Origin of the sequence: Burkholderia sp. BCC1638 (assembly GCF_902833195.1) — a bacterium.
GTDB lineage: Bacteria > Pseudomonadota > Gammaproteobacteria > Burkholderiales > Burkholderiaceae > Burkholderia > Burkholderia diffusa.
The window spans coordinates 42,497-69,353 of record NZ_CADFEC010000017.1; the positions used below are offsets into that span (position 1 = coordinate 42,497).

The 26,857-nt window shown below is 67.7% G+C and carries 27 protein-coding genes; 15 read left to right on the forward strand and 12 right to left on the reverse strand.

Features of this window, described 5'->3' with window-relative positions:
- The first annotated feature begins 58 nt into the window (after positions 1-58).
- From HWX22_RS20040 to HWX22_RS20070, 7 genes are all read left to right on the forward strand, one after another.
- Positions 59-514 carry a hypothetical protein gene (locus HWX22_RS20040; protein WP_175909001.1) on the forward strand — a complete coding sequence of 152 codons (456 nt, stop codon included), beginning with the start codon at positions 59-61 and terminating at the stop codon, positions 512-514.
- A 79-nt stretch (positions 515-593) separates the two neighbouring features.
- Positions 594-1,970, forward strand: a complete 1,377-nt coding sequence (locus HWX22_RS20045; protein ID WP_175909058.1) for a nicotinate phosphoribosyltransferase — start codon at positions 594-596, stop codon at positions 1,968-1,970.
- Complete coding sequence (locus tag HWX22_RS20050; protein ID WP_175916242.1) at positions 1,967-2,122, forward strand: hypothetical protein; 156 nt, start codon at positions 1,967-1,969, stop codon at positions 2,120-2,122. The genes HWX22_RS20045 and HWX22_RS20050 overlap by 4 nt, the downstream gene beginning before the upstream one ends.
- Positions 2,109-3,068: an acetyltransferase gene (locus HWX22_RS20055; RefSeq protein ID WP_175909002.1), complete on the forward strand. Its 960-nt coding sequence runs from the start codon at positions 2,109-2,111 to the stop codon at positions 3,066-3,068. The genes HWX22_RS20050 and HWX22_RS20055 overlap by 14 nt, the downstream gene beginning before the upstream one ends.
- A gap of 198 nt (positions 3,069-3,266) precedes the next feature.
- The gene (locus tag HWX22_RS20060; RefSeq protein ID WP_175909003.1) at positions 3,267-5,000 is read left to right on the forward strand and encodes an ABC transporter permease subunit; all 1,734 of its coding nucleotides are present in this window, start codon (positions 3,267-3,269) and stop codon (positions 4,998-5,000) included.
- Between the two features lie 119 nt (positions 5,001-5,119).
- Complete coding sequence (locus HWX22_RS20065; RefSeq protein WP_175909059.1) at positions 5,120-6,379, forward strand: nitrate/sulfonate/bicarbonate ABC transporter ATP-binding protein; 1,260 nt, start codon at positions 5,120-5,122, stop codon at positions 6,377-6,379.
- 153 nt (positions 6,380-6,532) lie between these two features.
- Positions 6,533-6,997, forward strand: a complete 465-nt coding sequence (locus HWX22_RS20070) for a hypothetical protein (protein ID WP_059700864.1) — start codon at positions 6,533-6,535, stop codon at positions 6,995-6,997.
- Positions 6,998-7,028: 31 nt separating this feature from the next.
- On the opposite strand, the gene HWX22_RS20075 is transcribed toward HWX22_RS20070, so the two are convergent.
- The gene (locus HWX22_RS20075; RefSeq protein WP_175909004.1) at positions 7,029-7,622 is read right to left on the reverse strand and encodes a rhomboid family intramembrane serine protease; all 594 of its coding nucleotides are present in this window, start codon (positions 7,620-7,622) and stop codon (positions 7,029-7,031) included.
- Between the two features lie 290 nt (positions 7,623-7,912).
- Between HWX22_RS20075 and HWX22_RS20080 the strand changes: the two genes are divergently transcribed.
- On the forward strand, positions 7,913-8,362 hold the full coding sequence (locus tag HWX22_RS20080; protein WP_175909005.1) for a CBS domain-containing protein: 450 nt from the start codon (positions 7,913-7,915) through the stop codon (positions 8,360-8,362).
- Between the two features lie 60 nt (positions 8,363-8,422).
- Here HWX22_RS20080 and HWX22_RS20085 read toward each other — a convergent pair whose 3' ends face one another.
- Positions 8,423-10,027: a bifunctional aminoglycoside phosphotransferase/ATP-binding protein gene (locus HWX22_RS20085; RefSeq protein ID WP_175916243.1), complete on the reverse strand. Its 1,605-nt coding sequence runs from the start codon at positions 10,025-10,027 to the stop codon at positions 8,423-8,425.
- 311 nt (positions 10,028-10,338) lie between these two features.
- Positions 10,339-12,723, reverse strand: a complete 2,385-nt coding sequence (locus tag HWX22_RS20090) for an HAD-IC family P-type ATPase (protein WP_175916244.1) — start codon at positions 12,721-12,723, stop codon at positions 10,339-10,341.
- A 28-nt stretch (positions 12,724-12,751) separates the two neighbouring features.
- Between HWX22_RS20090 and HWX22_RS32035 the strand changes: the two genes are divergently transcribed.
- From HWX22_RS32035 to HWX22_RS20110, 4 genes are all read left to right on the forward strand, one after another.
- The gene (locus HWX22_RS32035; protein ID WP_244135255.1) at positions 12,752-13,567 is read left to right on the forward strand and encodes a hypothetical protein; all 816 of its coding nucleotides are present in this window, start codon (positions 12,752-12,754) and stop codon (positions 13,565-13,567) included.
- Positions 13,568-13,721: 154 nt separating this feature from the next.
- A complete protein-coding gene (locus HWX22_RS20100) occupies positions 13,722-14,195 on the forward strand; it encodes a universal stress protein (RefSeq protein WP_059536668.1) in 474 nt (157 codons plus the stop codon).
- Positions 14,196-14,236: 41 nt separating this feature from the next.
- Complete coding sequence (locus HWX22_RS20105) at positions 14,237-14,512, forward strand: DUF1488 domain-containing protein (protein ID WP_059452516.1); 276 nt, start codon at positions 14,237-14,239, stop codon at positions 14,510-14,512.
- A 177-nt stretch (positions 14,513-14,689) separates the two neighbouring features.
- Positions 14,690-15,124 carry an Hsp20/alpha crystallin family protein gene (locus HWX22_RS20110; protein WP_175909008.1) on the forward strand — a complete coding sequence of 145 codons (435 nt, stop codon included), beginning with the start codon at positions 14,690-14,692 and terminating at the stop codon, positions 15,122-15,124.
- A gap of 105 nt (positions 15,125-15,229) precedes the next feature.
- On the opposite strand, the gene HWX22_RS20115 is transcribed toward HWX22_RS20110, so the two are convergent.
- The gene (locus tag HWX22_RS20115; protein ID WP_175909009.1) at positions 15,230-15,895 is read right to left on the reverse strand and encodes a nitroreductase family protein; all 666 of its coding nucleotides are present in this window, start codon (positions 15,893-15,895) and stop codon (positions 15,230-15,232) included.
- A gap of 230 nt (positions 15,896-16,125) precedes the next feature.
- Here HWX22_RS20115 and HWX22_RS20120 point away from each other — a divergent pair, with 230 nt between their 5' ends.
- The gene (locus HWX22_RS20120) at positions 16,126-16,776 is read left to right on the forward strand and encodes a BON domain-containing protein (protein WP_175916245.1); all 651 of its coding nucleotides are present in this window, start codon (positions 16,126-16,128) and stop codon (positions 16,774-16,776) included.
- Between the two features lie 48 nt (positions 16,777-16,824).
- Positions 16,825-17,064 carry a hypothetical protein gene (locus HWX22_RS20125; protein WP_059816823.1) on the forward strand — a complete coding sequence of 80 codons (240 nt, stop codon included), beginning with the start codon at positions 16,825-16,827 and terminating at the stop codon, positions 17,062-17,064.
- A 90-nt stretch (positions 17,065-17,154) separates the two neighbouring features.
- On the opposite strand, the gene HWX22_RS20130 is transcribed toward HWX22_RS20125, so the two are convergent.
- The 5 genes from HWX22_RS20130 to HWX22_RS20150 all read right to left on the reverse strand — a co-directional run bounded on the left by HWX22_RS20130 (position 17,155) and on the right by HWX22_RS20150 (position 21,810).
- Entirely contained in the window at positions 17,155-18,912 is a 1,758-nt protein-coding gene (locus HWX22_RS20130) for a SulP family inorganic anion transporter (RefSeq protein WP_175909010.1), read from the reverse strand.
- A gap of 164 nt (positions 18,913-19,076) precedes the next feature.
- The gene (locus HWX22_RS20135) at positions 19,077-19,310 is read right to left on the reverse strand and encodes a hypothetical protein (protein ID WP_059816818.1); all 234 of its coding nucleotides are present in this window, start codon (positions 19,308-19,310) and stop codon (positions 19,077-19,079) included.
- Positions 19,311-19,450: 140 nt separating this feature from the next.
- Positions 19,451-20,425 (reverse strand): LOG family protein, encoded by a 975-nt coding sequence (locus tag HWX22_RS20140; RefSeq protein ID WP_175909011.1) that lies wholly within the window; start codon positions 20,423-20,425, stop codon positions 19,451-19,453.
- A gap of 22 nt (positions 20,426-20,447) precedes the next feature.
- Positions 20,448-20,783, reverse strand: coding sequence for a c-type cytochrome (locus HWX22_RS20145; protein WP_175909012.1), 336 nt, complete (start codon positions 20,781-20,783; stop codon positions 20,448-20,450).
- A 19-nt stretch (positions 20,784-20,802) separates the two neighbouring features.
- Positions 20,803-21,810, reverse strand: a complete 1,008-nt coding sequence (locus HWX22_RS20150; RefSeq protein ID WP_059816812.1) for a nitroreductase family protein — start codon at positions 21,808-21,810, stop codon at positions 20,803-20,805.
- A gap of 172 nt (positions 21,811-21,982) precedes the next feature.
- Here HWX22_RS20150 and HWX22_RS20155 point away from each other — a divergent pair, with 172 nt between their 5' ends.
- The gene (locus HWX22_RS20155; protein WP_175916246.1) at positions 21,983-22,972 is read left to right on the forward strand and encodes a zinc-dependent alcohol dehydrogenase family protein; all 990 of its coding nucleotides are present in this window, start codon (positions 21,983-21,985) and stop codon (positions 22,970-22,972) included.
- Positions 22,973-22,997: 25 nt separating this feature from the next.
- Here HWX22_RS20155 and fnr read toward each other — a convergent pair whose 3' ends face one another.
- From fnr to HWX22_RS20170, 3 genes are all read right to left on the reverse strand, one after another.
- Positions 22,998-23,771: a fumarate/nitrate reduction transcriptional regulator Fnr gene (gene fnr, locus HWX22_RS20160; RefSeq protein WP_175909014.1), complete on the reverse strand. Its 774-nt coding sequence runs from the start codon at positions 23,769-23,771 to the stop codon at positions 22,998-23,000.
- A gap of 423 nt (positions 23,772-24,194) precedes the next feature.
- A complete protein-coding gene (locus HWX22_RS20165; protein ID WP_175916247.1) occupies positions 24,195-24,842 on the reverse strand; it encodes a response regulator transcription factor in 648 nt (215 codons plus the stop codon).
- Positions 24,839-26,833, reverse strand: coding sequence for a PAS domain S-box protein (locus HWX22_RS20170; protein ID WP_175916248.1), 1,995 nt, complete (start codon positions 26,831-26,833; stop codon positions 24,839-24,841). Before HWX22_RS20170 ends, HWX22_RS20165 begins: the two co-directional genes overlap by 4 nt.
- Positions 26,834-26,857 lie beyond the last annotated feature (24 nt).

The following is a 26,857-nucleotide window of genomic DNA, read 5'->3' on the forward strand; positions in this document are numbered from 1 at the left end:
AAAGCTGCGCGGCGCGGCCTCAATACGATGGATCGCATCTCCGCGAAGAATGACGACCATGAACAGGCTCAGACGCGCATGCCGCTTGCTCGTCGTGTGCGCGGCCGCGTGCTGCGTGCCGACGCAGCCGGCACATGCGCAGCATGCGCGCCATGTGCCCCGCCACGATTTCCACGGCAGGGATTTCCACGGGCGGGACTTTCGCCATTTCGCGCCGAGGGAGCGTACGCGGTGGCAGCGCGGTCGATGGGTTCAGGACTGGCACGGCGGGCGCTACGCGTGGTGGTGGGTCGTCGACGGCTACTGGTACATCTATCCTGAACCGATGTATCCGTATCCGACCTACATTCCGCCTGCGATCGTCGTTCAGCGGCCGCCACCCACGCCGGCGCGGCTGCCGCCTGCGCGCGCGTGGTACTACTGCAACGACCCGCGCGGATACTATCCGTATGTCGCGTCGTGCAATGGCGTGTGGACCGCGGTTCCCTCGACCTCGGGCCCCGCGCCGCAATGACGGAAGCGACGCTTGTCGGTATCGCAGCGGCCGGCTACAGGCTGCACGAATGCGCGCGAGCGGCGCGGGAGGGCACATGATGAACGGATCCTGGCCGGACGCTGACGTCGACGACGTGCTGCTGACGGATTGGTATGAACTGACGATGATGCAGGCCGCGTTCGATGCCGGAATGAACGACACGGCCAGCTTCGAGTTCTTCGTACGGGCGCTGCCCGAGCATCGGGCATTCCTGATGGCGGCGGGACTGGCGTCCGTGCTCGACTATCTGGCGGGCCTGCGCTTTCCGGCTGCCGCCGTTGAACGACTGGCTGCGACCGGGCGCTTGCGCGCCGATTTCCTCGCGTCGCTCGCCGGCTTGCGCTTTACGGGTACGGTCGACGCGATGCCGGAAGGCACGGTGTTCTTCGCCGACGAACCGATCGTGCGGATCACGGCGCCGCTTCGCGAGGCGCAGTTCGTCGAGAGCCGCGTGATGAACCTGCTCCATTACGCGACGCTGGTTGCCAGCAAGGCCGCACGCGCCACGCTCGTCGCGCATGGCAGGTTGCTGGTCGACTTCGGCATGCGGCGCGCGCATGGCGCGGAGGCGGCGATGCTGTCCGCGCGGGCCAGCTACCTGGCGGGATTCTGCGGCACGGCGACGCTGCTCGCGGGGTTGCGCTACGACATTCCCGTGTACGGCACGATGGCGCATTCATACGTCCAGGCGCACGACGACGAAGCGCTCGCGTTCGAGCATTTCGCGCGATCGCAACCGGACAACGCGTTGCTGCTGATCGACACATACGATACGGAGCACGCGGCACACAAGGTCGTCGAACTGGCGCGGCGGCTTGCGCCCGACAACGTGCGCATCAAGGGCGTCCGGATCGACAGCGGCGATCTGGCGGCGCACGCTCGCAACGTGCGCGCGATTCTCGACCACGGCGGCCTGACGGACGCGACGATTTTCGCGAGCGGCAATCTCGACGAATTCCGGCTGCGGGAGCTCGTCCACCAGCATGCGCCGATCGACGGTTTCGGAATCGGCACGCAGATGAGCACGTCGGCGGACGCGCCGTGCCTCGACTGCGCGTACAAGCTCGTCGAGTATGCGGGCCGGGCGCGCTGCAAATGCTCGGAGGGCAAGGCGACGCTGCCCGGCCGCAAGCAGGTGTTTCGGCAATACGGCCCGGACGGACGAATCGCCGCCGACAGCCTCGGACTCGACGGCGAGCAACTCGACGGCACCCCGCTGTTGCAGCCCGTCATGATCGGAGGGGCACGACTCGCGGCCCCCACGCTCGGCGAGAGCCGCATTCACGCAATGCGCGAACTGTCCACGCTGCCCGATCCGATGCAGACGCTGGCGCCCGTCATGCCGCTGCAGCCGGCGATTTCTCCGGCGCTGGCGGCACTCGTCGCGCAGGAGAATGCGAGGCTGGACGCGCACGCGGGGCAGCAAGCGGCATGAACGACGCCCACATCCCGGCAGGCCGCGCGATCACGCTGAGCGACAAGGTGGCGGCGTTGCGCGAGCCTCGTTCGCTGAAAGGGCGTCGTTCCATGGCATGGCCACCTCGATTCATGCAGTCGTCGGGCGTCGCGAATCATGACGCGCTTTGACGTGTTCAACGGCGATGCGGACGGCATGTGTTCGCTTCAGCAGCTCCGGCTCGAGATGCCGGCCGAGTCGGTGCTCGTGACGGGCCCCAAGCGCGACATCGCGCTGCTCGCGCGCGTGCCGGCCGTCGGAGGCGACATCGTCACCGTCCTGGACGTTTCGCTCGACGCGAACCGCGCGGCACTCGATGCGCTGCTTGCGCGCGGGGTCGACGTCGACTATTTCGATCACCATATGCCCGGCGCCGTGCCCGCTCATCCGCACCTTCGCGCGCATATCGACACGGCGCCGGACACCTGTACGAGCGTCATCGTCGACCGGTATCTGGCGGGCCGGCAGCGCCTCTGGGCGGTGGTCGGCGCCTATGGCGACAATCTCGTCGTCGTGGCCGGCAGGCTCGCCGCCGCCTGCGGCCTGACGGATGCCGATGCCTACCGTCTGCAGGTGCTCGGCGAATCCGTCAACTACAACGGTTACGGCGATTACCCGGACGATCTCTTCATGGCACCGCTGGCCGTGTATGCGGCGGTGCGGCAATATGCGAACCCGCTCGAGTTCGCGAGTTCGCCCCTCGCGCGGCGGCTCGACGCCAACCGGCGACGCGATATCGCGCGTGCGGAGCGACAGCGCGCGAACATCGCGCTGCCGGGGGCGGACGTCTATATCCTCCCCGACGCGCGCTGGGCGCGTCGCGTGCGCGGCGTTTTCGCGAATCGGCTCGCGCGTGGTGACGCGGCGCGCGCTCACGCGGTGCTGACGTTGTCGCCCTTCGGTGGGTACACCGTCAGCGTTCGCGCGCCCGTCGCCGCACCGTACGGCGCCGATCGTCTTTGTCGCGCATTTCCGGAGGGCGGCGGCCGGGAAGGGGCGGCCGGCATCAACCGGCTCGCGCCGGAGCGCCTCGACGCGTTCGTCGAGGCGCTCGCGAACGCGTACCCCGCCGCGTGAGCCGACGCAGGCGCGCTCGTCGGTGCGGTACGGCGTGGCCGGAACGGGTGTCATCGGGATGCTCCTGAACGGTGGCCGTTGCGCGGCAGGACTCGCTGCAATCGTGGCGCCACGCATTGCAGGGCGGTTGACGCAGGTCAAGCGTGCCGGCCGTCCCGCCCGGGAAGATGAACCGCCATCATCGGCGGGAGAGGCGTCGTGGAGCACCATGCGGAGGTATTGCGGGGCGGGCGCTGGACGCTGCCCGTGCCGGGCTGGCGGGATCTCGCCGCGATGCTGATCGTGGTCGGTTTCCTGTTGCTGGCCGGCATCTCGGCGCACCAGATGGCCGGCCCGCTCGCGGTGGCGCATCCCCCGGCCATTTCGCTGTCGCCCATGGCGCTGCCCGGCTACACGCTGCGCACCGTCGCGCGCATGTTCGCGGCACTGCTCGCGTCGATCGTCTTCACGTTCGTCTACGCGACCGCGGCGGCGCGCAGCCGTCGCGCCGAGCGCGTGCTGATCCCGCTGCTCGACGTGTTGCAGTCGGTGCCGATCCTCGGCTACCTGTCGTTTACGGTGCTGTTCTTCCTGTCGTTGTTTCCCGGGCGGATCCTCGGCGCCGAGTGCGCAGCGATCTTCGCGATCTTCACCAGCCAGGCCTGGAACATGACGTTCAGCTTCTATCAGGCGCTACGCACGGTGCCGCTCGATCTCGACGAGGCCAGCCGCAGCTTCCGGCTGTCCGCGTGGCAGCGCTTCTGGCGCCTCGACGTGCCGTTCGCGATGCCGGGGCTCGTCTGGAACGCGATGATGTCGATGTCGGGCGGCTGGTTTTTCGTGGTCGCGTCCGAGGCGATCGCGGTCGGCAACCTGCACGTCGACCTGCCGGGCGTCGGCGCCTACGTCGCGCAGGCGATCGCGAATCGCGACCTCGCTGCCGTGGGCTGGGCGATCGTCGCGATGAGCGTCGCGATCGTCCTGTACGACCAGTTGCTGTTCAGGCCGCTGGTCGCATGGTCGGAACGGTTCCGCTATGGCGATGCCGCGCCCACGGTCGCGTCGCGCAGCTGGATGCTCGACCTGTTCCACCGGTCGCGATGGATCGGCCGTGCGGCCGGCCCGATCCGCGCGGTGCTGCGTCGAGCGGCGCGCGCGCGGCTGCACGGGTTCATGTCGGGATGGCGCGACCGGGTCGTGCTCCCGCGACACACGGGCGACGTGCTCTGGTTCGCCCTGTGCGGCGCGGGATGCGCGTATGCGGCGTACGAACTGTTCCGGCTCGGCCGCGCGACGCTCACCTGGGCGGACCTGCGCGTCGTCGCAACCGAAGGCGGGCTCACGTTCGTGCGCGTGACCGTGCTGGTCACGCTCGCGTCGGCGATTTGGGTGCCGATCGGCATTGCGATCGGACTCCGGCCGCGCGTGGCCGCTCGCATCCAGCCCGTCACGCAGTTCCTTGCCGCGTTCCCTGCGAACCTGCTGTTTCCGGTCGCGGTGTTCGCGATCGTGCGCCTGCGGCTCGAACCCGACATCTGGCTGTGCCCGCTGATGATATTGGGCGCGCAATGGTATGTCCTGTTCAACGTGATCGCCGGTGCGAGCGCGTTCCCGGCCGACCTGCGCGAAGCGGCCGCATGCTTCCGGGTGCGGCCGGCGACCTGGTGGCGACACGTCATGCTGCCGGGCGTCCTGCCGTACTTCGTGACGGGCGCGATTACCGCGTCGGGCGGCGCATGGAATGCGAGCATCGTCGCCGAGGCCGTGAGCTGGGGCAGCACGCGCCTGGACGCCGGCGGACTCGGCGCCTACATCGCGCGGATGACCGACGCCGGCGACTATCCGCGCATCGCGCTCGGCGTCGCCGTGATGTCGCTGCTCGTGATCGCGACCAATCGGCTCGTGTGGCGCCCGATGTACGCGTTCGCGGAGCGCCGCACGCGGCTCGATTGAGCCCTCCACCGATCATTTACTCACGGGAGACCCGTGTGCCGAACCTCAGCGAATACACGGAAGGAAATGTCGCGAGCGCGGCCGCACCGCCTTCGGACCCGGCGGCGGTCGTGCTCGAGATGCGGGCCGTATGCAAATCGTTCACGAAGCCGTCCGGCGAGCCGCTGCACGTGCTGGCCGATATCGATCTCGCGCTGCACGAAGGCGAGATCCTCGGGCTACTCGGCCGCTCCGGCTCGGGCAAGTCCACGCTGCTGAGGATCGCCGGCGGGCTCGTCAAGCCGTCGTCCGGCGCGGTGACGTATCGCGGTGCGCCGCTCGCCGGTCCGACCGACGGCATCGCGGTGGTGTTCCAGACCTTCGCGCTGTACCCGTGGCTGACCGTCATCGAAAACGTCGAGCTTGGCCTCGACGCGCTGGGTCTGGCGCCGAGCGACGCACGCGCCCGCGCGGCCGCTGCGATCGAGCTGATCGGGCTCGACGGGTTCGAATCGGCGTTTCCCCGCGAACTGTCGGGCGGCATGCGTCAGCGGGTCGGTTTCGCCCGCGCGCTCGTCAGCGAACCCGTGCTGATGTTGATGGACGAGCCGTTCTCGGCGCTCGACGTGCTGACCGCGGAAACGCTGCGCACGGATTTTCTCGACCTGTGGGACGCGCACCAGCTGTCGATCCGGTCGGTGCTGATGGTGACGCACAACATCGAGGAAGCCGTGCTGATGTGCGATCGCATCCTGGTGCTCGGCGCCGGTCCGGCGCACATCGAGGCGACGCTGAGCGTGCCGTTGCCGCGTCCGCGCAGTCGGCACGATCCGGCCGTTCAGGCGATCGTCGGCCGGATCTATGCGACGCTCACCGCACGCATCACCGACGCGGCGGCAGGCCGGGAAGCGACGGGCAGTGCGTTGGCCATGAAGCTGCCCGACGTGTCGAGCCACCATCTCGCGGGATTCATCGACACGCTCGCGGCCGCGCCATACGACGGTCATGCGGAGCTCGGCACGATTGCATCGGCGCTGGCGCTCCGGACCGACGCGCTGTATTCGACGGCGGCCGCGCTTCATCTGCTCGCGTTTGCCGAATGGCACGACCGGAGCATCCGGCTGAGTGCCGCGGGCCACGTGTTCGCGCAAAGCGACGACGATGCCCGGCGGTGTCTGTTTCGCGAGCATGTCGTCCGGTTCGTGCCGCTCGCCGAACATATCGACGAAGTGCTGGGCGAACGCGAAGGGCACCGCGCGCCGCGCGCGCGTTTCGAGCTCGAACTCGAGGATCATCTCGATCCGCGCAGCGCGGAGCAGGCGCTGCGGGTCGTGACCGACTGGGGCCGCTACGCAGGACTGTTCGACTACGACGACCATACCCGCACGTTCGGCCGCTGACCATTCGGGGCGCATGTCGATCGCGTGCTTGATCGGCATCAAGCGTCGCGCGGCGGGGCGTGCGACGCTGGACGAACCGTCGACGCAACCGCGTCGATCCGGCAGACACGCTCCGCAACTCGACGTCAATGACCGTTCACGGGAGGACTGACCATGAACTGGCTTTCCGAATACTTCGCCCAGCGCACGAGCCCACTGTCGCTTTCGCTCTGGGCTCATCCGCCGCTCGCGCTTGGGCCCGACGGCCCGATCTGTCGCGAGCCTTACCGTTTGCCGTACCCGGGGGTGGAACTCGTGTTCACGCCGGCGGAAGCGGTCGAGCGTGGCGGGAAGATCTACACGCTGCCGGCGCGCTATGACTCCAGGGGGCTGCTTGCCGCGCGCAGCACGGCGCACGACGACGCCGCGTCGTTCTTCCACGAGGTAACGATTTTTGCGCCGTCGCAGTTCAATCGCGACTTCGTCGTGACGGTCAACGGCGAATTCTCCTTCGTGCCGTCGTTCTGGCAGGACGGATCGCCCGGTTTCTCGGGCGTCTGCGTGCCCGCTGCGAGCGGTCGCGCGACAGGCGAGAGAACCGGCCCGCCGTGGCTGTTCCAGGGATATCTCAGCATCTAGCGACCGTGCCCGCCATCGGCGGGACCAGGTGTCACGCGCGCTCGTCCGCGCGTGTTCGCCAGAAGGCGAGGCACACGAGGGCGCCGAGCATTCCGCCGAGATGGGCGAAATGCGCGACGCCGCTCGTGTCGCCGCTGAGGCCGGACAGCAATTCGGTCAACGCATAACCGGTCGCGAAGAGCCATGCTGGCATCGGCACCGGCGGAAACAGCAGCACGACGCGCCGTTTCGGAAACAGCACGGCATAAGCGATCAACGCGCCGAAAACGCCGGCCGACGCACCGACGGTCGGTGCGTCGCTGGGCGGCAGCGCCCGGATCACCGCGAGCTGCGTGATCGCGCCGGCCAGCACGCTCGCCAGATAGAGCGCGAGAAAGCGCGCGCGCCCGAGCACGCGTTCGACGTCGCGTCCGAACATGTAGAGCCCGAACATGTTGAACGCGATATGGGCGAGGCTGGCATGCAGCACGCTGTAGGTCAGCAACTGCCAGACGTGGAAATCCGGTGTCGCCGGCGCGCCCGGTCGTGCGGGCGGCCATAGCGCGAACAGGTCGATGAGCACCGGCCAGCCGCTCGCCTCGGCGATGAACACGGCGAAGTTCACCAGAATCAATGCGTAGGTCATGGCGACGGAATCCGCGGGACGGATGTGGCGTTGCCGGCCGGCGGTGCGGCCGGAATCGAATTTCACGACATACCGTCACGTTAGCGGTGGCACGTGCGTGGCCGTTGAGACAGATCATGGACGGTCGCCGCGTTGCCGTCCGCGCGTTGTCGGCAACGACGGCGAGCAGCAGGTTGACGTGCGTCAACCCTGCCCGGGGCGCCGCGCTTACCCTGAACTCGGGAAACATGCGTCGCCGCAGGGCGCTGCGCATGCGTATCGTCCACGCGAAGGGCAACGGGAGCTTCATCATGCACATCGGAAGAATCAGTACCCAACCGGTCGAATCGTGCACGGTCGACTGCAGTGCGTTTGAACTCGCCGATCGCATGCGGCACGCGCATGTCGGCGACATCGTCGTGATCGAGTACCGCAACGGCGAAGCCATTCCGATCGGCCTGGTGACCGACCGCGACCTGGTGATCGAGGTGATGGCCCGCGGCGACGATCCGGGCGACGTGACGGCCGGCCAGATCATGTCGCGGGGCCTCGTCGTCGTGTCCGACACCGACGAGATCGGCGTCGCGCTCGAGGAGATGCGCCGCTCGGGCATTCGGAGACTGCCGGTCGTCGACGATGCAGGGCGCCTCGCCGGCATCGTGACGCTGGACGATATCGTCGAGCATCTCGCGGGGTTGCTCGGCGGCGTCGTGGAAGTCGGCAAGCTGCAGCAGATCGAGGAGCAGCGTTTCCGCGCGTGACGTTGCGGGGCCGGCGTCCGGCGCGGCGGCCCGCTTGCTTGAGGCATGCGCCCCGCGTGCTTACGTGCGCAGCGTGGCGAGCAACGGCGCCCAGAATGCGCGGCTTTCGTACGCCGAGGCATCGCAATCGGTGTCGAAACGAATCGCGATTGCCAATTCGGCTTCGGTCAGCGGGTCGGCATGCTCGATCTGTCGGGCCAGTACGGCGGTGTCGGCATCGGAGGCATCGCGTCCGTGCGCCGCGCGGGCCGCGACACGCCGGGCGAGCGTTGCCGGACTCGCGGTGAAATCGAGCATCGCAACGCGTACGTCGAGCCGTGCGGCGAGGGCGATGAACGCCGTCCGGTTGTGCTGGCGCAGGAACGTCGCATCGACGATCGCCGTGTAGCCGCTGTCGAGAACCACGCGAGCCTCCGAAAGCAGCCGTTCGTAGATCTCGTCGATCGCGGTGTCCGAATAGGCGCCGGGGGACAGGCGGGTGTCGGTCGATGCACCGGCCAGGCGCTTGCGCTCGACGTCGCTGGACAACCGGATCGCGCCGAGTTGCGCGGCCAGCGCATGGCTGGCCACCGATTTGCCCGACCCGGAAACCCCGTGACACAGGAGCAGCGCCGGCAGCGCATCGCGTCGCGCATCGGCCATCGCCGACGCAACGCGCAGATAGCCGGCGCGCGCCGCTTCGTCACCGCGCAGCCGGGCGGTCAGCGCGCGCACCAGCGCACGGTAGACGAAGTAGCACGGCAGCACGCCCAGTGCCGCATGGTCGCCCGTGCGTGCCAGCCAGCCGGAAAGGAGGCGGTGGGCGCAATCCGCGCGTCCGTGAGCGGAGAAATCCATCAGCGCGAACGCGAGATCGCTCGCCACGTCGATCCAGCGCAGCGCGTCGTCGAATTCGATGCAGTCGAACATCAGGATCCGGTTCCGCCAGCGCACGATGTTCTCGAGATGCAGGTCGCCGTGACATGCGCGCACGAAACCGCGCGCATGCCGATCGGCGAGCAACGGTGCGATGCGGGCCAGTTCGGCTTCGTACCATGCGCTCAGCGCGGCTTCGTCCGGCACCGTGACGTCGAGCGTGTCGAGCAAGGGGCGGCACTGGGCCGCGACGCTCGCCGCGCTGCCGGAATGGCCGCGTGGCGCCCGGCGCGGCGCGTGCAGATGATGGTGGGCCAGCGTATCGGCGAGGGCATCCGCATCCGCCAGACCGTCGTCGCGCGATGCGCTGCGAACCGACAACATCGCCTGCGCGTCGAACCGGCGCATGCGCACCACATACTCGCCCGGGACCGTCTGCTGCCGGCGCCGGCGCCCGCCGGTCGGCACCGGTGCGGCGAACGCGCATCGCCGGCCGTGCGCGACGAGCGGCCAGACACCCAGGTACAGCGGGCCGGCGAACGGCCGATTGAGCGTGCATTCTGCGAGCGCGCAGCGCCGCCGCTCTTCAGGCCGCATCAGATCGACGAAGGCGAAGTGCACCGGCTTGATGCGCTTGTACGCATAGCGCCCGGCCAGATAAACGACGGACAGATGGGTTTCGATCCGCTCGATCCGGCCCGCGGGGTGGGGATAGATGGCGGGTCGGCGCATTGCGCGATCGAATTGCGTCGACTTTCGTCGTGCATTTCCGCGATGCAGCGCGAACGGGACATGCGGCGCTCGGGACATGATGAACGGATCGGTTATACGGGGCGCGCATACGTGTTGCCGCCCCCGCTGGAGTGGGTTCCAAACGAGCATCGGGCAATGGCACGTTCTCGCTAGCTCGATGTCACCGGATCGGGTTGACCGGCCAAGGATCGCCGATTCGACGCCCTCTATTGCAGCCGACCCACGCATGTTTCCACTTGATGTCCGTCAAGCAGGCGCCCTGGGGGGCGGCCGATCGTCGACGGCCACGCTTGCCGTGTGAAGTCTCCGCGCCGTGCAGACGGCAAGCCGTGCGGCCCGGCACGCGGTACGGACATGCAGTTGGCATGCTAGCCGATGTTCAGTCGGCGGCCGGCAAAAACCTTCAGTTGATCCACGACGAGCGCGAAACCCGATGCCGCCACGGCGACGCCGACGATCCACTGTAGCGGGAGCGCGGTCACCAGGGTGCCGGACAAGGCGAGCGCACAGACGATCGCGACGTCGACGACGGAAGAAATCAGCAGCCAGCGGCTCGGCATCGAACTCCAGACACGCTTGCGCGACCGGAGCACGTAGATCATCGCTTGATTGCCGAATGCAATCGCCAGGAAACCGAGCGTCAGGATGGACGAGGGCGCCAGATGGCCCTCGAATGCGCCGAAGGCAATCACGCAAGCCGAAAACGCGAGCTTGCCGAAACCGAAGAGCGTTGCGGCAAGAACGATGCGTGGCATGTTCCAGCGCTGCGGGGCTTGCGCAGGCTCCGCGCGATCGGTCGTCAGCGACATCGTCAGGAAGTCGTTCGTGACCAGCAGGATGATCATGATCATCGGCGTGATCAACGGTCGGTGCAAAGTGATGAGGCCGACCGTCAACAACAATACGATCTCGATCTTTTTGACGAGCATGTTCAGCGTATAGGTGAGCAGTCGCCGGAACGCCATTCTCCCTTCGCTGACGGCCGCGACGACTCCCGACAGTCCGGGTTCCGTGAGAACGATCGCGGCGGCGGCCTTCGCGGCATCGCTGGCGTTCGACACGGCTATGCCCACTTGGGCCTGGCGCAATGCGGGCGCATCGTTGACGCCGTCGCCGCACATGCCGACCACGTGACCGGCTCCCTGCAGTGCCTGGACGAGGCGGTACTTGTCCTCGGGCATCACGCGCGCGAATACGTCGAATCGCGCCAGCTTCGCTCCATCGAAACCATTGTCGCGTGGGTACGGCGTCGGCCGCAGGCCGATGTCGTGCGCGATGGCGGCAGCCGTCGCGGCCGAGTCGCCCGTTACCATGATCGTGCGCACGCCGAGCGCGCGGAGCGACTCGATCAGCGTCGCGGCATCCGCGCGCGGCGGATCGGTGAGTGCGATGAGTCCGGCCAGGCTGCGCCGGCCGTCCGCCGTCTCCACCCCGACCGCGATGATGCGCCGTCCGTCGCGCGCGAGGGCGTCTGAGTTCGCGCGCACGTCGGAATTGCACTCCATGATCCGTTCGAGCGCCTGCAACGCGCCTTTTACGACATGCATCGGTCTTCCGTCGGCGTCTTGCACGAACGCTTGCGACATCTTCGTGTCGGGGTCGAACGGCACGCGTCGAACCGTTCGGTCCGGACACGGTTCGCCGCCTCGCATGGCCACCGCGCGAAGGATCGCGGCATCGAGCCGATCGTCTCCGGCCGGTTCGCAAGTGAGTGCCGCGAGGTCCAACAGCTGTTCCGGTGTGTAACCGGGCTGAGGCGCGACTTCGGTGACTTCCGCCGCGTTCCGTGTGAGCGTGCCGGTCTTGTCGGAGCACAGCACGTCCATGGCCGCGGCCTCGTGAACGGCCGACAGGCGTGTCGGCAACGCACCGCGCCGACTGAGCGAAAGCGCGCTGAGTGCGGCGGACAGGGTAAAGGTCGCGGGCAATGCCACGGGAACGGTCGCGAGCAGCATCGTGAGCGCGAGGCGGAGCAACTCGCCGGAGGAGAAACCAAGATAACGGGCATAGCCGAGCGCGACGAGCGCGATAGCGCCATTGATCATCCCGAGATATCTGACCGCCCCGAGCACCGCATGCTGTTCGGTGCTCGGGGCATGGGCGATGCGCACCAGTTCGACGGTTCGACCGAAATAGGTCCGCGTGCCCGTTGCCGTGACGATGCCGAGCGCATGACCGCGCTTCACGATCGAACCCGAGTGGACCAGCGATCCAGCGGGGACGTCCACCAGCGTCGACTCGCCTGTCAACATCGCCTGGTCGACCGTAGCGAAGCCGTTCGTTACGTGTACGTCCGCCGGGACGACCGCTCCGATCGGCAGCTCGATGGCATCGTCCGGCACGAGATCGGCGGCCGGAACGCGGATCCAGCGGCCGTCGCGACGGACCCGGGCCGTCGGTTCGAGTTGTTTGCGCAGCACCGAGAGCGCGGTTGCCGCGCGCTGCTCCTGTATCAGGGACAGTACGACGTTGAATGCGAGCAGAACGGTAATCACTGCTGCTTCGATATACGCGCCGATGGCGAGCTGAAGGACGATCGAGGCTTCAAGCAACCACGGTACCGGCGCCCATAGTTTGGTCAGTAACACCCGAGTGAACGAAGGTGTCGTTTCCCTGACCGTATTGGGTCCGAATTCGGCCTTGCGCGAGCGGGCTTCTGCGCTCGACAGGCCGGGCGGTGCTGCGAGTTCCGACGACGCGTGCGCCGTCTGGCGCGTCGATTCCGCAGGAGCCGTGTTGACGGGGGCTGACATAGTGCAGTAACCGGATGGATGGCGCCACGTGGACGCGGGTGACGAGGGCGGCCCACCCGGGCCGCGAGTGGTGTTCCCGTTGCTTGTCTGTGATGACGCTATCGCACGCCGATTCGTCGGTGTTGACGCCGGTCAACGGCATCGATGCAGCGAGCACCGCTTTTTCGGCGGCTGCACCGGCGCGGTCGGCATCGGCGCGCCGCCGCTCGCTGCGCAGGCGCGATTGACACACGTCAACCGCGTTCGCTGGAGTGGCAATACAGTTGAACTCAGCGCTTGCGCAATGTGGCGCGCGGCTGCATGCGGGATGCAGCATACCGGTCGCGATACCGTCGGCTTGACGCCGAGCGCGATCATGCCCTTCCGTTGCGAGCGGAACTCTCGGCCTCACGAGGCATTGGCGATGAAACGACGGTTGTTGATGGTTGGCGTGCTGCTTGCGTCGGGTGCGTGTGCAGGACCGGACCGGCTCGCGGCCTTCAGGTCGACGGAGACGCAACTTCTTGCGATGCGTCAGGCCGCATCGCTGCAATGTTCGACACCGTCCGAATGCGACCGGGCATGGAGCCGCACGCGGCGCTACGTCCAGGATCATTCGTCGACCCGGATCACGCGATTCGGCACGGACCGGATCGAAACGGCGCAGCCGTATCTGGCCGGAGAAGTCTATCTGTGGGCGTCACGCGCGGAATCGGGTGGCGGTGGCTCCGTGATCCGGCTCAAGGCGATGTGCAAGGGCATGTACGACAGCAACGGCGGCCCGGGATGGCAATACGACGTGTGCGCCCGGAAGATCCTCGATATCGAGCAAGGTTTCCGGTCGGACGAGAAGTCGCCGGGCTAGCGGCGGATGTGGGCCAGCGGCCGGCAGCTTCTTCTCGCGCCGGTTTCGTAGCGGCCCCGAACCGTTGACTTCGGTCAACGCCTGCTCGCGGCAAGCACCGATGATGGAAGCGAATCCAACGCCGCCGGCGCGTCGGTTCATCAGCGAGGTTCGCATGTACACGAATATCATGGTTGCCACGGACGGCAGTCCTTCGGCGAATCGGGCGCTCGACGAAGGTCTCAGGATGGCCAGGTTATGCGGCGCGCGCCTGTTTGCCGTGTTCGTCGTCGACAAATCCACGCTGTTCGTCTACGGCGGCCGCATGGAGCCGGAAGCCTTGCTCGACGAAATCCGGCGGCATGGCGCCGCGATCCTCCGAGACGCCGACCGGACGATCTCGCGCGCGGCCGTCAACGGCGAGACGGAAGTCATCGAGACCGAATTCGGCCAGGACGTCGCGGAGCGCCTGCAGCGCTACGTCGTCGATCATGCGATCGATCTGGCCGTGATCGGCACGCACGGTCGGCGCGGTGTCCGGCGGCTGGTGCTCGGCAGCGTCGCCGAACGTTTCCTTCGCGCATCGAGTTGCCCGGTCCTGCTCGTGCGCGGCGAGGATACCTCACCCGCCACGGTCGCGGTGGCCTAGTGTCGCTGCCGGCCAGTGCGCCATCCGCCCAGGTGATCATCATGCAGATATCGTTTCCTTCCGAACATCCGACGTATTGCGACCTCGATTCCGCGCTGAGCTTTCCGGCGCTCGTCGAAGGGCGCCGCGTGCGCTGCGCGATCACATCGGCGGCGCTGGAAGATCACTTCCGCGCGGCGTCGCCTCGCGAGCAGGATCTCGTCGACGCCTTCGCGCGCCATCGTCCCGCCATCGAGCGCGCGGCCCGCTCCCTGCTCGAGGAAATCGGCGGACGGCCGATCCTGCTGCACAGCGGCCATTTCCGGTTCTGTACGTGATCGGCCGCCGCCCTTGACGCGCATCAAGCGCGTACCGGGGCGTGCGGGTACGCTGGATTCCTAAAGATCATTCGTCCCATGCGCGGCATGTGGTGTCGCGCCATCCGATCTTCATTGCGGCCGATGCTGTCGGGACGAAAGCGCCGGTCGTCTGTCACAGTATGAGGAGTACGAACCATGAGCAACATGACGCGTTACGATCCGTTTTCGATCGAACCCGTATCCGACCTGTTCCAGGGGCTGTTCAGGCCGCTGCGCGGCATGGCGCTGGCAGACGAGCCCGATCTTGCGTCGATGAAGATCGACGTCACCGAAAACGACAAGGCGTACACCGTCAATGCGGAACTGCCGGGCGTCGCAAAGGACGACATCGACGTCCAGGTGACGGGGAACACCGTCTCGATCAACGCGAAGATCGAGCGCAAAAGCGAACAGAAGGACGGCGAGCGCGTGATCCGGCGCGAGCGCTACAGCGGTGCGATCAGCCGTTCGTTCTCGCTGTCTGGCGACATCGACGATGCCGGCGCGACGGCGACGTATCAGGATGGCGTGCTGTCGCTGACGCTGCCGAAGAAGGCGCCGGTCGGGCAGAAGAAACTCACGATCAGCTGATCGGACGGCGGGCAACGGGCGATGCAGGCACGCATCGCCCATCGGGAGGATCCGGCGCGCGGAGCGATCCGCGCGCCATGTCGTTGGCGCGATCGAATCTGCGCGTCACGCATGCGACGGCGTACTGCCGGGCCGATAACCGACCGTCTGCGCGAGGATCGGCAGTTCGTCCTCGTTCAGTCGCAACGCGTCGGCGAGCGTGCGGTGATTGATCCAGCCGCGCACGACCGTTCCGAGGCCGACCGCCGCGCAGTACAGCGAGACGTTCTGCGCGATGGCGCCGGCCGCGATCGCCGAGAACACGTCACGCTGCGGCGGCGGCATGTCGAGTATCGCGGCCGTCCGGACGACGTAGACGAGATCCAGCGGCGCGCGGCCGACGAAATCCTGATAGCCCGTGAGGTTGCGCGCATCGACCGCGTGTTTCAGCACGAGCCGGTGCGCGGGCGCATCGTAGCGATAGACGCCGTAGGGCAGCGCGACGTAGATGTCGATTTCATTGAATGCGTGCGCGGACGGCGCCGTCCGGCCGCCGCTCGCCGGGCGGTTGATGCCGTCCGCCGCCCACAGCATCGTGCCGAGGGTCATTGGCGGGAGCGGTGTGGCGGCGAATTCGCGGGAGCTCATTCGGGTCGCCAGCGCCGCCATCAGCGGCACGTCGTTGTCGAGCATCGGGCGCGGCAGGTCGACGATCGCCGGCGACTCGCCCTCGGGCGATGCCGGCTGCATCACGGGCGCCGGCGAATAGGTCAACAGCTGCTGTTCGGTCATTCGAGTCTCCTTGAAGCGTGATTGCGCGTGCCTGGAACGTCGCGCATCGGCGATTTCACGATAAGACGGCCGGGCCGTCGCGGCTTGACTTCCGTCAAGCGGCGCACCGGCCGGCCACGACGGGCGGCGCGCGGCATCCGTTGACCTGCATCAGCGCCCGGGCGCCGCGCTTGTGCAAATCTGGCTACGTGCGGCGGACAGGCACGCCGCGGCTCACAGGAGAGCAGACGATGAAAACCGACAAGCAGTTGAAGCAGGATGTCCAGGACGAACTGGAGTCCGACCCGTCGATCGATTCGACGCGCATCGGCGTCGAGGTGACCGACCGGATCGTGACGCTTTCGGGGCACCCGCCGAGCTACGCGGAGAAGCTGGCGATCGAGCGCGCGGCGAACCGCGTGGCCGGTGTCAAGGCGCTCGTCGTGGACATGACCGTGCATCTGCCGGACGACGACGTGCGCACCGACGAGGACATCGCCAAAGCGGTGCGCTCGGTGCTGCACTGGACGGTCGGGCTGCATGACGACGCGGTCAAGGTGCAGGTCGAACGCGGCTGGATCACGTTGTCCGGCAAGGTCGACTGGGCGTACCAGAGCCACCTGGCCGTGCGCGCGATCTCGCAGATGCGCAGCGTGACGGGCGTGACCGACCACATCGCGGTGCAGGGGACGGTCGGTGCGGACGACATCGGCGGGAACATCAAGCGCGCGATCATGCGTCACGCGGAGCGCGAGGCGAAGAACATCGCGATCGACGTGCACGACGGCACCGTGCGGCTGTCCGGCAAGGTCGGCTCGTTCTCCGAGCGCAAGGCCGTGCGCGGTGCCGCGTGGTCCGCGCGCGGCGTGCGTGCCGTCGTCGACGACCTGGTGGTCGAGTAAGTCCGGCAGCCGGATGGGCAGTCCACGGCGAACCAGGAGGGCAATCGGATGACAGTTTCGGGTGAACTTCACGAAGCGGACTGGTCGGTCGCGATCGAAACGGTCGCGGCCGAATCCGGCGGCTTCCGCTGCCGGATCCACGTCACGCTCAAATCGCCGGACGGCATTTGCGAGCGGACGTTCGAGCACGGCAGGACGCATCCAACCGAGCGCGAAGCCGCGATCGACGCACTGCGCGCCGGGATGACGTGGATCGAGATGAAGAAGTCGAATACCTTCACGGTCTGAACCGGTTGACGGGGCAGACCGACGAAGGCGTCGGTCCCGTCGCGCAATGCGCGGTACGGCGATCCCCGCGCCGATGCGTGCCGCGGTCGTCTACCGCGTCTTGTGCGAGACGCGCCAACGCCGCGCACGCTTTTTCTTGCACGCACGCGCATGTTGTTCCGGCCGCCGGACGTGACGGGCAACCGCGTCGGTCACGGTCGGAAAGAAGCTGGCCGCGCCGAACACGTCGAACAAACCGTAGGCGCGCAGGCGATCCTTCACCGGCCCCTTCATCTCCGCGAAATTCATCGCGATGCCGCGCTCCCCAAGCTCCTCGTGCAGCGCCACGAGCCGATCCGCGGCGCTGACGTCGATGTCGGTGACGGGCTCGGCGGCGACCACGATGCGCGTGACCGGGCCCGCCGCTCGTGCGATCGCGGCGTCCAGATGCTCGCAGAAGATCTCGACGTTCGCATAGAAGAGCGGCGCATCCCAGCGAAACAGCACGAGCCCCGGTGTTTGTTCGGCTTCGGGATGCCGCGCGACGTCGTGATAGCCGCGCACGCCCGTCAGCCGGCCCAGCACCGCGTCGTACGGGTGCCAGGCCCGCCAGACGAACGACAGCAGCGACAGCGCGCTGGCCAGCAGGATGCCGGGCACGACGCCCATTGCGATCACGCCGGCGAAACACAGCATCGAAATCAGGCATTCGCCGCGGCGCATCCGGTATAGCCGCACGACACCGCGCACGTCGGCGATGCCGAACGCCGCATAGATCACGACCGCGGCCAGTGCCGTGCGCGGGACGAACGTGAGCAGCATCGGCGCGGCAACGAGCAGAATCGCGATGCACGCGGCCGCGACGACATTCGTGACCTGGCTTTGCGCGCCCGCGGCGATCGCGACCGGCGTGCGGGACGCGCTGCTGCTGACCGCGCAGCCCTGCGTCACGCCGGCGAGCAGATTGGCCGCGCCCAGTGCGATCAGTTCCTGGTTGCGGTCCGGCGCGTCGCCCGCCCGTGCGGAAAGCGCGCGCGACAGCATGCTGATGTCGGCGAACGACACCAGCGCCACCGCGATCGCGCCGGATGCGAGTGCGCCCACGTCGGCCAGCGAGACGGCCGGCAAGCGCGGAACAGGCAAGCCGGCCGGCAACGCGCCGACCGTCGCGACGCCGTGCAACGGCGACAGGCGAGCGACGAGCGTGGCCGCCAGCACGGCGATCAATATCGCGGGCCAGCGCGGCGTCACGCGTTTGATCAGGAATATGGACGCCAGCACCGCGACGCCGAGCAGACCGGCCGCGATCGAAAAACGGCCGTCGACGAAGGCATGCGTGATGCGCGTCACGCTGGAAAACACGTCGCTGCCCGACACCGGCATACCGAACAGTTCGGGCAGTCGCCCGACCACGAGCGCGATCGCGATGCCGTTCAGGTAACCGTACTGGATCGGGCGCGACAGCAAATCGGTGACGAAGCCGAGGCCAAGCGCGCCGAGCAGGATGCAGATCGCGCCGGCGGACAGCGCCAGCGCGCCGGAAAGCGCGATTGCGCGCTGCGGATCATGGGCGGCGAGCGGGGCGATGGCGCCCGCGATCAGGGCCGCCAGCGCGGAATCCGGGCCGAGAACGAGGACCCGGCTCGGGCCGAGCAGCGCATAGGCGAGCAATGCAGCGATCGACGCATAGAGGCCCGTGATGGCGGGCAATCCGGCTGCCTGCGCATAACTCATGCCGACCGGCACCAGGATGGCCGAAAGCGCGATCCCCGCGTACAGGTCGCGAGAAAGCCAGGCACGCCGGTAGTGCGCGAGCAGCGCGACGCCCGGGAGCATGCGGACGATCCGTCCGGATAGCGGGCGGTTCATCGCGGCTTCATCGCTGAAAGGTCGGGGTGAAAGGGTTGCCGTGCCCCGACAGGCAGGCGCTCATCGGAATGTGACTGCCCCCGCATGGACGCGCGAAACCGCGCAGCGACAGGGGCCGTCGCGCCGGCGACGGCTACCGAGGCTCGACGCCACGACGCCCGGCATCACGCGACCTTGACCGTGGAAAGCTGCAACGCCTGGGCGAAGCGGGCCAGCGTGGCGATCGATCCGGTGACGCTTTCGTACCGCTCGCGCCCGATCTGCCCGTCGAGTATCACCAGCATGCCGGCGTCTCGGGCGAGCGCGACGAGTGCCAGCGTGTCGAGCGCGGCGGGGTCGGACGTGTCGGATGTGGCGGCCCGCATCCCCGAATCGGAACGATAGTCGGCGTGTGACATGACGTCTCTCCTGGTTGTTGTGCGATCGGTGTGCCGGTGGGCCGGTATCCGTGATTCCAGTATCGTTGCCGCGCGCCCCCGATTCAATCAGCCGGTCCCGAAGTCGCGGTAGGAATCGCGCCCGCTTCGTCGGCGGATTCCTACACCGTGCGTGGCTTCGCCGGCTCCTTGCAGCGTGCCGGCGCGCGTTCCCGGCGCCGCGCGTACCAGCTTCCGATCGCGTGCCAGATCGCCGCGGCCGATTCGCAATACGTGAACAGTTCCAGATCGCGGCGGTCGATCATCCCTTCGTCCGCGAGAAACGCCAGGTCGACCGCGCGGCGCCAGTACGCCTCGCCGACGAGGATGACCGGCAGCGGCGCGATCTTGCGCGTTTGCAGCAGGGTCAGCACCTCGAACAACTCGTCGAACGTGCCGTAGCCGCCGGGGAAGAAGACGGCCGCTTTCGCGCGTTCGAGCAGATGCAGCTTGCGGATCGCGAAATAGTGGAACCGGAAGTGGAGATCCGGCGTGATGTACGGATTTGGCGCCTGTTCGCGCGGCAGCTCGATATTGAAGCCGATGCTCGGGGCGCCGCGCTCGTAGGCGCCGCGGTTGGCGGCTTCCATGATGCCGGGGCCGCCGCCGGTGACGATGGCGAGCCGCGCGGTGCGCGTGCACCGGTCGGCATGGGCGACGATGCGCCCGAACTCGCGCGCGACGCGGTAATACACGCTGTATTCGACGAGCCGGCTGGCAATCGTGACGGCGCGCCGCCGGCTCGGGTCGTACGGACGCTCCGCGAGCAGGCGATTCGCTTCGTCCAGCCGCGCGTTGGCGACCGATGGCGCGACGATACGCGTGCTGCCGTAGATCACGACCGCATGGCCGATCCGCTCGTTCTGCAGGCGCTCCTCAGCTTTCCAGTAATCGAATTGCAGCCGGATGCCGCGCATGCCGGAACCCCGCAGAAGGGCCGCATCGTCGTCGGCCGGGGCGCGGTTCGGGCTTTGGGTGACGCGCCGCGCGCGTAGCCGTTTGCCGCGCGCCTTCGCGATCGTCGCGACGGGGGCGGGACGGCGGCGTGCGGCGCCTTTTGCCGTGCCGGCGGAAGCGCGTTTGACGGGTGTCGACATCAATGGAAGCGCCGCGCGACGGTCACTGGCTCAACACCCATTGCACGAGCAGATGCGCGTCGTCGCGAGACAGCGGCCCGCCGCGATCGATGGCCGACGGCATCGGCGTGTCGCCCCAGTGCACGCGGCCGCCGACGCGCAGCTTGCGCTCCAGCTCCGCGGCGGCACGCGGATCGCCGCGATAGCGCTCGGCGATCTCGTGAAACGACGGCCCGAGGAACGTCATGTCCGGCGTATGACAGAACATGCAGTGCTGCGCGTTGACGAGTTCGGTCGGCTCGGGCACGGTCGTCTGCGCGGCGGCCGTGCCGGCTGTCAGCGCAATCGCGCAGAGGGCGGCGCAACGCATGATGCTCATGTTCGTTTCCTTGTCGAGATCAGGAGAAGGAGACCACTTCGTCGAGCGGGCGTCGCGGCGAATGCAGCGTGTGCGGACCGCGCCCGACGCGCAGCAGCAACTGCGGCTCGCCGCGCAGCCCGATCATGTGGCGCAAATGGGCACGCAACCCGGCCGTCTCGATCGGCTGGTTCAGGTACGACGCGGTGTAGCCCGCGCGCGTCGCGACGAGCAGGATGCGCTCCAGCGCCTGGCCGGCGGCGAGCCACGCTTCGCGATCGTCGCGCACGGTCGCGATGCACACGATCAACGGCGATGCGCCGACGAGTTGGTGATGCAGCGCGGCCAGCCCGTTGCCGAGATCGAAGGTCCGTACCGCCATCGTCACGACGGGTGCGGCGAAGTCCAGCAACGTCGGCACGCCGGCCGCGAAGGCGGGCATGCCGTCGACATGCCGGCGCGGATCGATCCAGCTTGCCAGTTCGCGCCGGAAGCGCGGGTCCGAGAACTGCTGGCGGTCGGCCTCGGCGACCAGCTCCGCGACACGTGCGCGATGCGCGATCGAGTCGACGCACGCGACGTCGGCGCCTTCCGCGACGCCGGCCGCGATCAGTTCATGCTGGATTTCCTCGGGCACGGCCGTCGATTCGAACGGGGCGCGCGTCGTGACGCGGTCCGGAATCGCATCGAACAGCGCGCCGAGCGACGCATCGGAATAGCCGTCGTCGCAGACCCGGACCGTCGCAAGGAGATCGGGGTCGACTTCGGAAGGAAACGTGCTGATCGTGTGCGCGAGCCCGGCGTGATCGAGCGCGACGCGCAGGTTGAGCAACGCTGCGCCGCAGCTGATGATCAGTTCGCGATCGAACGGATCGACCACGGGCAACGCGCGAACGCGGTCCGCGCACACGGAAATCGTGGCGCCGTTGACCAGGAAGCGCCACGGCTGGGAATTGTGGCTGGACGGAGCCAGCACCGCGTAGCCCAGCAACTCCCTCAACTGCTGGTCGGGATGGGCGCTTGCGGCAAGCGGGGGAACGGATATCATCGATCATCTCCAGGTTGCAGCGCGGGCGGCGTCTCGCCACTTCATCGTGTCAGCAACCGTCCGGCGGCCGTTGATGCACGTCAAGCGCCCGTCATCGGGCCAACCGCGGGCGGGGCCAGGCGACTAGCCTTGGAAGCGAAGCGCGCGACACCCGTCGCGCAGGGAGACGAGCATGCTTGCGATGATGTTTGACGGCACGACACCGCAATTGCGCGAAGCGCGCGTGCCGGATCCGTCGCCCGCGGCGGGCCAGCTGCTGATCGACGTACACGCATGCGGCGTATGCCGGACGGATCTGCACGTCGTCGACGGCGAACTCGCACACCCGAAGCTGCCGCTGATTCCAGGGCACGAAATCGTCGGAACGGTGCGCCGGCTGGGCGAAGGCGTGACGGGCTTCGCCGTGGGCGACCGGGTGGGCGTCCCCTGGCTGGGCTCGACGTGCGGGCATTGCGCGTACTGCGCGTCCGGCCGCGAGAACCTGTGCGACAGCCCCGGATTCACCGGCTATACGATCGACGGCGGCTACGCCGAGTGCGCGGTCGCCGATCACCGCTATTGCGTGCATCTGCCGCAACGCTATTCCGATCTGGAAGCCGCGCCGCTCCTGTGCGCCGGCCTGATCGGTTATCGAACCTTGCGCATGGCGGGCGACGCCCGCCGCATCGGCATCTACGGTTTCGGTGCGGCGGCTCATCTCGTCGCGCAGGTCGCGCATTTCGAAGGGCGCACGGTGTTCGCGCTGACGAAGCCCGGCGACACGGCGGCGCGGCAGCTTGCGCTGTCGCTGGGCGCCGCGTGGGCCGGCGGCAGCGACGAAGCGCCGCCGGAGCCGCTCGATGCCGCGCTGATTTTCGCGCCGGTGGGCGCACTGGTGCCGGCGGCGCTGCGCGCGGTCGACAAAGGCGGGATCGTCGTGTGCGGCGGCATTCACATGAGCGACATCCCGGGCTTTCCGTACGCGTGGCTGTGGGGCGAGCGCCGCATCGCGTCGGTGGCCAACCTGACGCGTGCGGACGCGGTCGAATTCATGCGGATCGCCGCCGCGACGCCGCTGCGGGTCGAGGCGGTCCGCTACGCGCTGACCGATGCGAACCGCGCACTGGACGACCTGCGCGGCGGGCGCGTATCGGGCGCGGCCGTGCTGGGCATGCGCGGTTGATCCGCTCGACGGATCGGTGGCGCGCTCAGATCTGCCGCAAGCCGTCCGAATCGACGATCCGGATCTGCTTGCCTTGCGCCGCGACGAGCCCCTTGTGCTGGAACTTCGACAGCATGCGGCTGACCGTTTCGAGCTTCATGCCGAGATATTCGCCGATCTCGTCGCGCGTCATCCGCAGCACGAATTCCGCGGCCGAGTAGCCGCGCGCCTTGAAGCGCGCGGAAAGATTCAGCAGGAACGCGGCCACGCGCTGCTCGGCGCTCATCGTGCCGAGCAGCAGCATCTGCGACGATTCGCGCACGATCTCGCCGCCCATCATCTGATACACGTGATGCTGCATCGGCCGCACTTCGCGGCACATCTGCTCGAGCTGGCCGAACGGGATGATGCAGACCGTGCTGTCCTCGAGCGCGATCGCGTCGCCGTTGTGGTGCCCGGTGTGCACGCCGTCGAGGCCGAGCGATTCGCCGACGATCTGGAAACCGGTGATCTGCTCGTCGCCGTCGCGATGCATCACGATGGTCTTGAACGATCCGGTTCTCACTGCATAGATGCTGCTGAATGCGTCGCCCGCGCGAAACAGCGTTTCGCCGCGCCGGATGTGTCGCGTCGTGCAGATCATCGCGTCGACGCGCGCGAAATCCTCGGGCGAAAGATCGGGCGGCATGCAGACGGTACGCAATGCGCACGTCGAACAGCGGGACGCGGCGCGCTTGGGCTGATCCGTCGGTTCGACCGGATGCAGCGGGATGAACGGGCGTAACGGCATGGTCGTCGAGACTTCGGCACTGCTGTGCATGATCGGCTCCAGTTCGGGGGCAGCGGCGGCTCGCCGTCGGGCGGGGTCGCGCTGACCGTTGTACCGGCGGCCTTGGTGTCTGCCGCCTTCCTGTCGGGGAAGCCCCACCGGACGCGCCGGGAGACCGATACACCGGTCTCGTCGATGATGCTGCCTTGGCTCCGGGAGGCACGTTTGTTCGTTTTTCTTGATGTGCAGTATGGATGTTGCGCAACGTCAAGAAAATCAGCCGGAATTGAAGTTGGAGTAGGTGAGAGGGAAGTCTTGTAGGGGGTTTCCTACAGAGGCGCGGCAACTTGTCGCGAGCGTCGCCGGCATGCGCCGGCCGCCGAGGGCGGGCGCTGCGTCGCCGCGCCCGCCTGGCCGTCGTCAACGATACTGCCGGGACATCAAGACCGGGCGCGACCCTGCCCGAGGCCGACGTCACAGCTCGTCCGGGTCCTCGAACAGCTTGTGGCGCATCGCGTAGCGCACGAGTGCCGTGTCGTTCGGCATCTGCATCTTCTCGAGGATCCGCGTCTTGTACGTGCTGACGGTCTTGACGCTCACGCAGAGCGCCTGCGCGATTTCGGAAATCGACTCGCCGGTGGTCACGCGGCGGAAGACGTCGAACTCGCGGTCGGACAGGCGCTGATGCGGAAGAAGATCGGTCGGCTCGTTCAGGCTCTGCGCGAACTGCTCGGCCATGGTCAGGCTGACGTAGACGCCGCCGGCCGCGATCTTGGTCAATGCGGCGACCAGTTCGGCGCTGGCGCTTTCCTTGGTTATGTAGCCCGAGGCGCCCGCGCGGAATGCGCGTACCGCGTACTGTTGCTCGGCATGCATCGTCAGCACGAGGATATGCAATCCCGGCTTCTCGTCCTTGATCTGCTTGATGAGTTCGACACCGTTGCGGCCGGGCATCGACAGATCGAGCACCAGCACGCTGGCGTCGGTGTCGCGTATGAGCGCGATCGTCGAGGCGCTGTCCTGCGCTTCCCCGACGACCTCGAAACCGCTCGCGCTCTTCAGGATGTGTCGAAGACCGTCCCTGACGAGTGCGTGATCGTCGGCGATGAGTACCCTGATCATGAAAGCACATCTCCTTGCTGGATGGCGTGAAGCGGCAGCGCCACGGTGATCGTGAATCCCGCGCCCGGCCGGTTGTCGATCGTCACCGTACCTTCGAGCATGTGCGCGCGCTCGCGGATGCCGATCAGGCCGAACGACGGGCGGTCCTGCACATTGCCGGCGTGCTCGGGCGCGCCGTGACCGTTGTCCGCGATGCGCAGCATGCAATATCCGTCTTCCACTTTCAATGCCAGCGTCACGTTCGTTGCGTCCGAGTGTCGCGCGACGTTGGTCAGCGCCTCTTGCACGATGCGGAACAGCGTGGTCGCGCCGGTGCCGGTGAACGCGGTGTCGACAGGGGCGATGTCCCGGTCGACCGTGATCCGGTAGCGGCGCGTGAAATCGTTTGCAAGCCATTCGATCGCCGGCACGAGGCCCAGGTCGTCGAGCATCACCGGCCGCAGATCGGCCGCGATGCGCCGGACGGACGCGACGATCGAATCGATCAGGCGATGCATGCCGCCCAGCTGCTCGCGCACGCCGGTGTTGGGGGCGACGACACCACGGAGCCCCAACTCCACAGCCGAGAGATCCATCTTGAGAGCGGTGAGTTGCTGGCCGAGATCGTCGTGCAACTCGCGGGCGATGCGCGTCTTCTCTTCCTCGCGCACGTTCTGCAGGTTGGCGGAGAGGTCGCGCAGTTCCTCACGCGACTGCTTGAGGGCATTTTCCGCGCGCATCCGCTCGGTCACGTCGCGCAGCATGACCGTGTACAGCTTGCCGGTGCCGTCGCGAATCTGCGAGATCGACGCCTCGATCGGAAACTCCGTGCCGTCCGCGCGCAAACCGAACAGCACGCGTTGCCGCCCCATCTGGCGCTCCGACACACCCGTCACGCCGAACTGCTCGACGTGTCGCGCATGCGCGGCGCGGAAGCGCTCGGGGATGAAACGGGACAGCGGCGCACCGACCGCCTCCATCGCGGAGACGCCGAACACCTGTTCGGCGGCCGGGTTGAAGATGACGATCGTCTGATGTTCGTCGACGGTGATGATGGCCTCCATCGACGACCGGATGATGCCCATCATCCGCGCCTCGGTGGGTTGGCTGTCGCCGGCGGGGGTATCGGCGAGCCCACGTTTCGCGACGGCCTGCCCCACGAGCGCGGCCAGCGTCAGCGAGAGCATGGTGCCGACCAGCAGGACGGCCGGCATGACGCCGGACGTGTCGGCGCGCGGCGCGCTGTAGCGCAGCGAGAGCGGCGTGCCGCCGAACGTCAGCGAATCGGTGCGCTGGAGCATGTCGCCGGCTGCGGTCGAGTCGCCGGCGCGCAAGCCGCCGGAATACACCGGCGCGGCCGGATTGTCGGCCGTGATTTCCAGGTGCAACCGATCGAGAACGGACGAATCGACGAGGCGGTCCGGATTCAGCGCGGCATAAACGTACCCGGTGGCCGTCGCGTGCCGCGACCCGGACGAAGGAATGTCTTCAGCGTTCGCATAAATCGGCAGGTACAGCGTCAGCTCCGTCCGGGCGATCGCCGCATCGGTGCTGTCCTGGAACGCGTTCGCGGCGAGCGTGACCTTGCCGGTTTCCGCCGCGCGCTGAAGTGCCTGCCGGGTCGATTGATTGTCGTCCGCCGCGCTCGGCTCGATTCTCCCGAGACTGCGGACCGGCGACTGCAATCCGTCCAGATTGAGACTGGCGAGATAGCGGCGCCACGCGGCCCCGGATTGCGGCGCGGGCAGCGTCGACGCGAAGCCGTGCGCGCCGCGCAAAACGGCAGCCGCGCCGAGGAGCGTGCGCCGCAGGTCGGCCGTCGCGAGCGTCGCGGTTTGCTCGAACCTCGCCTGCGCGACGTGCTGTGCCCCGTTCTGCAGTGCCCGGGACGCCGCAAACGTTGCAGTCAGGCCAAGCGCCAGCGTCAGCAGCGCGGCCATGGTGGCATATCGCGCGGGACGGATCCGGTGCGACGCCGGCCCGGCCCTGGAGGGGGGCGAATTCGTTGTCATTGCCGTTCATCCTGACGGACTTCG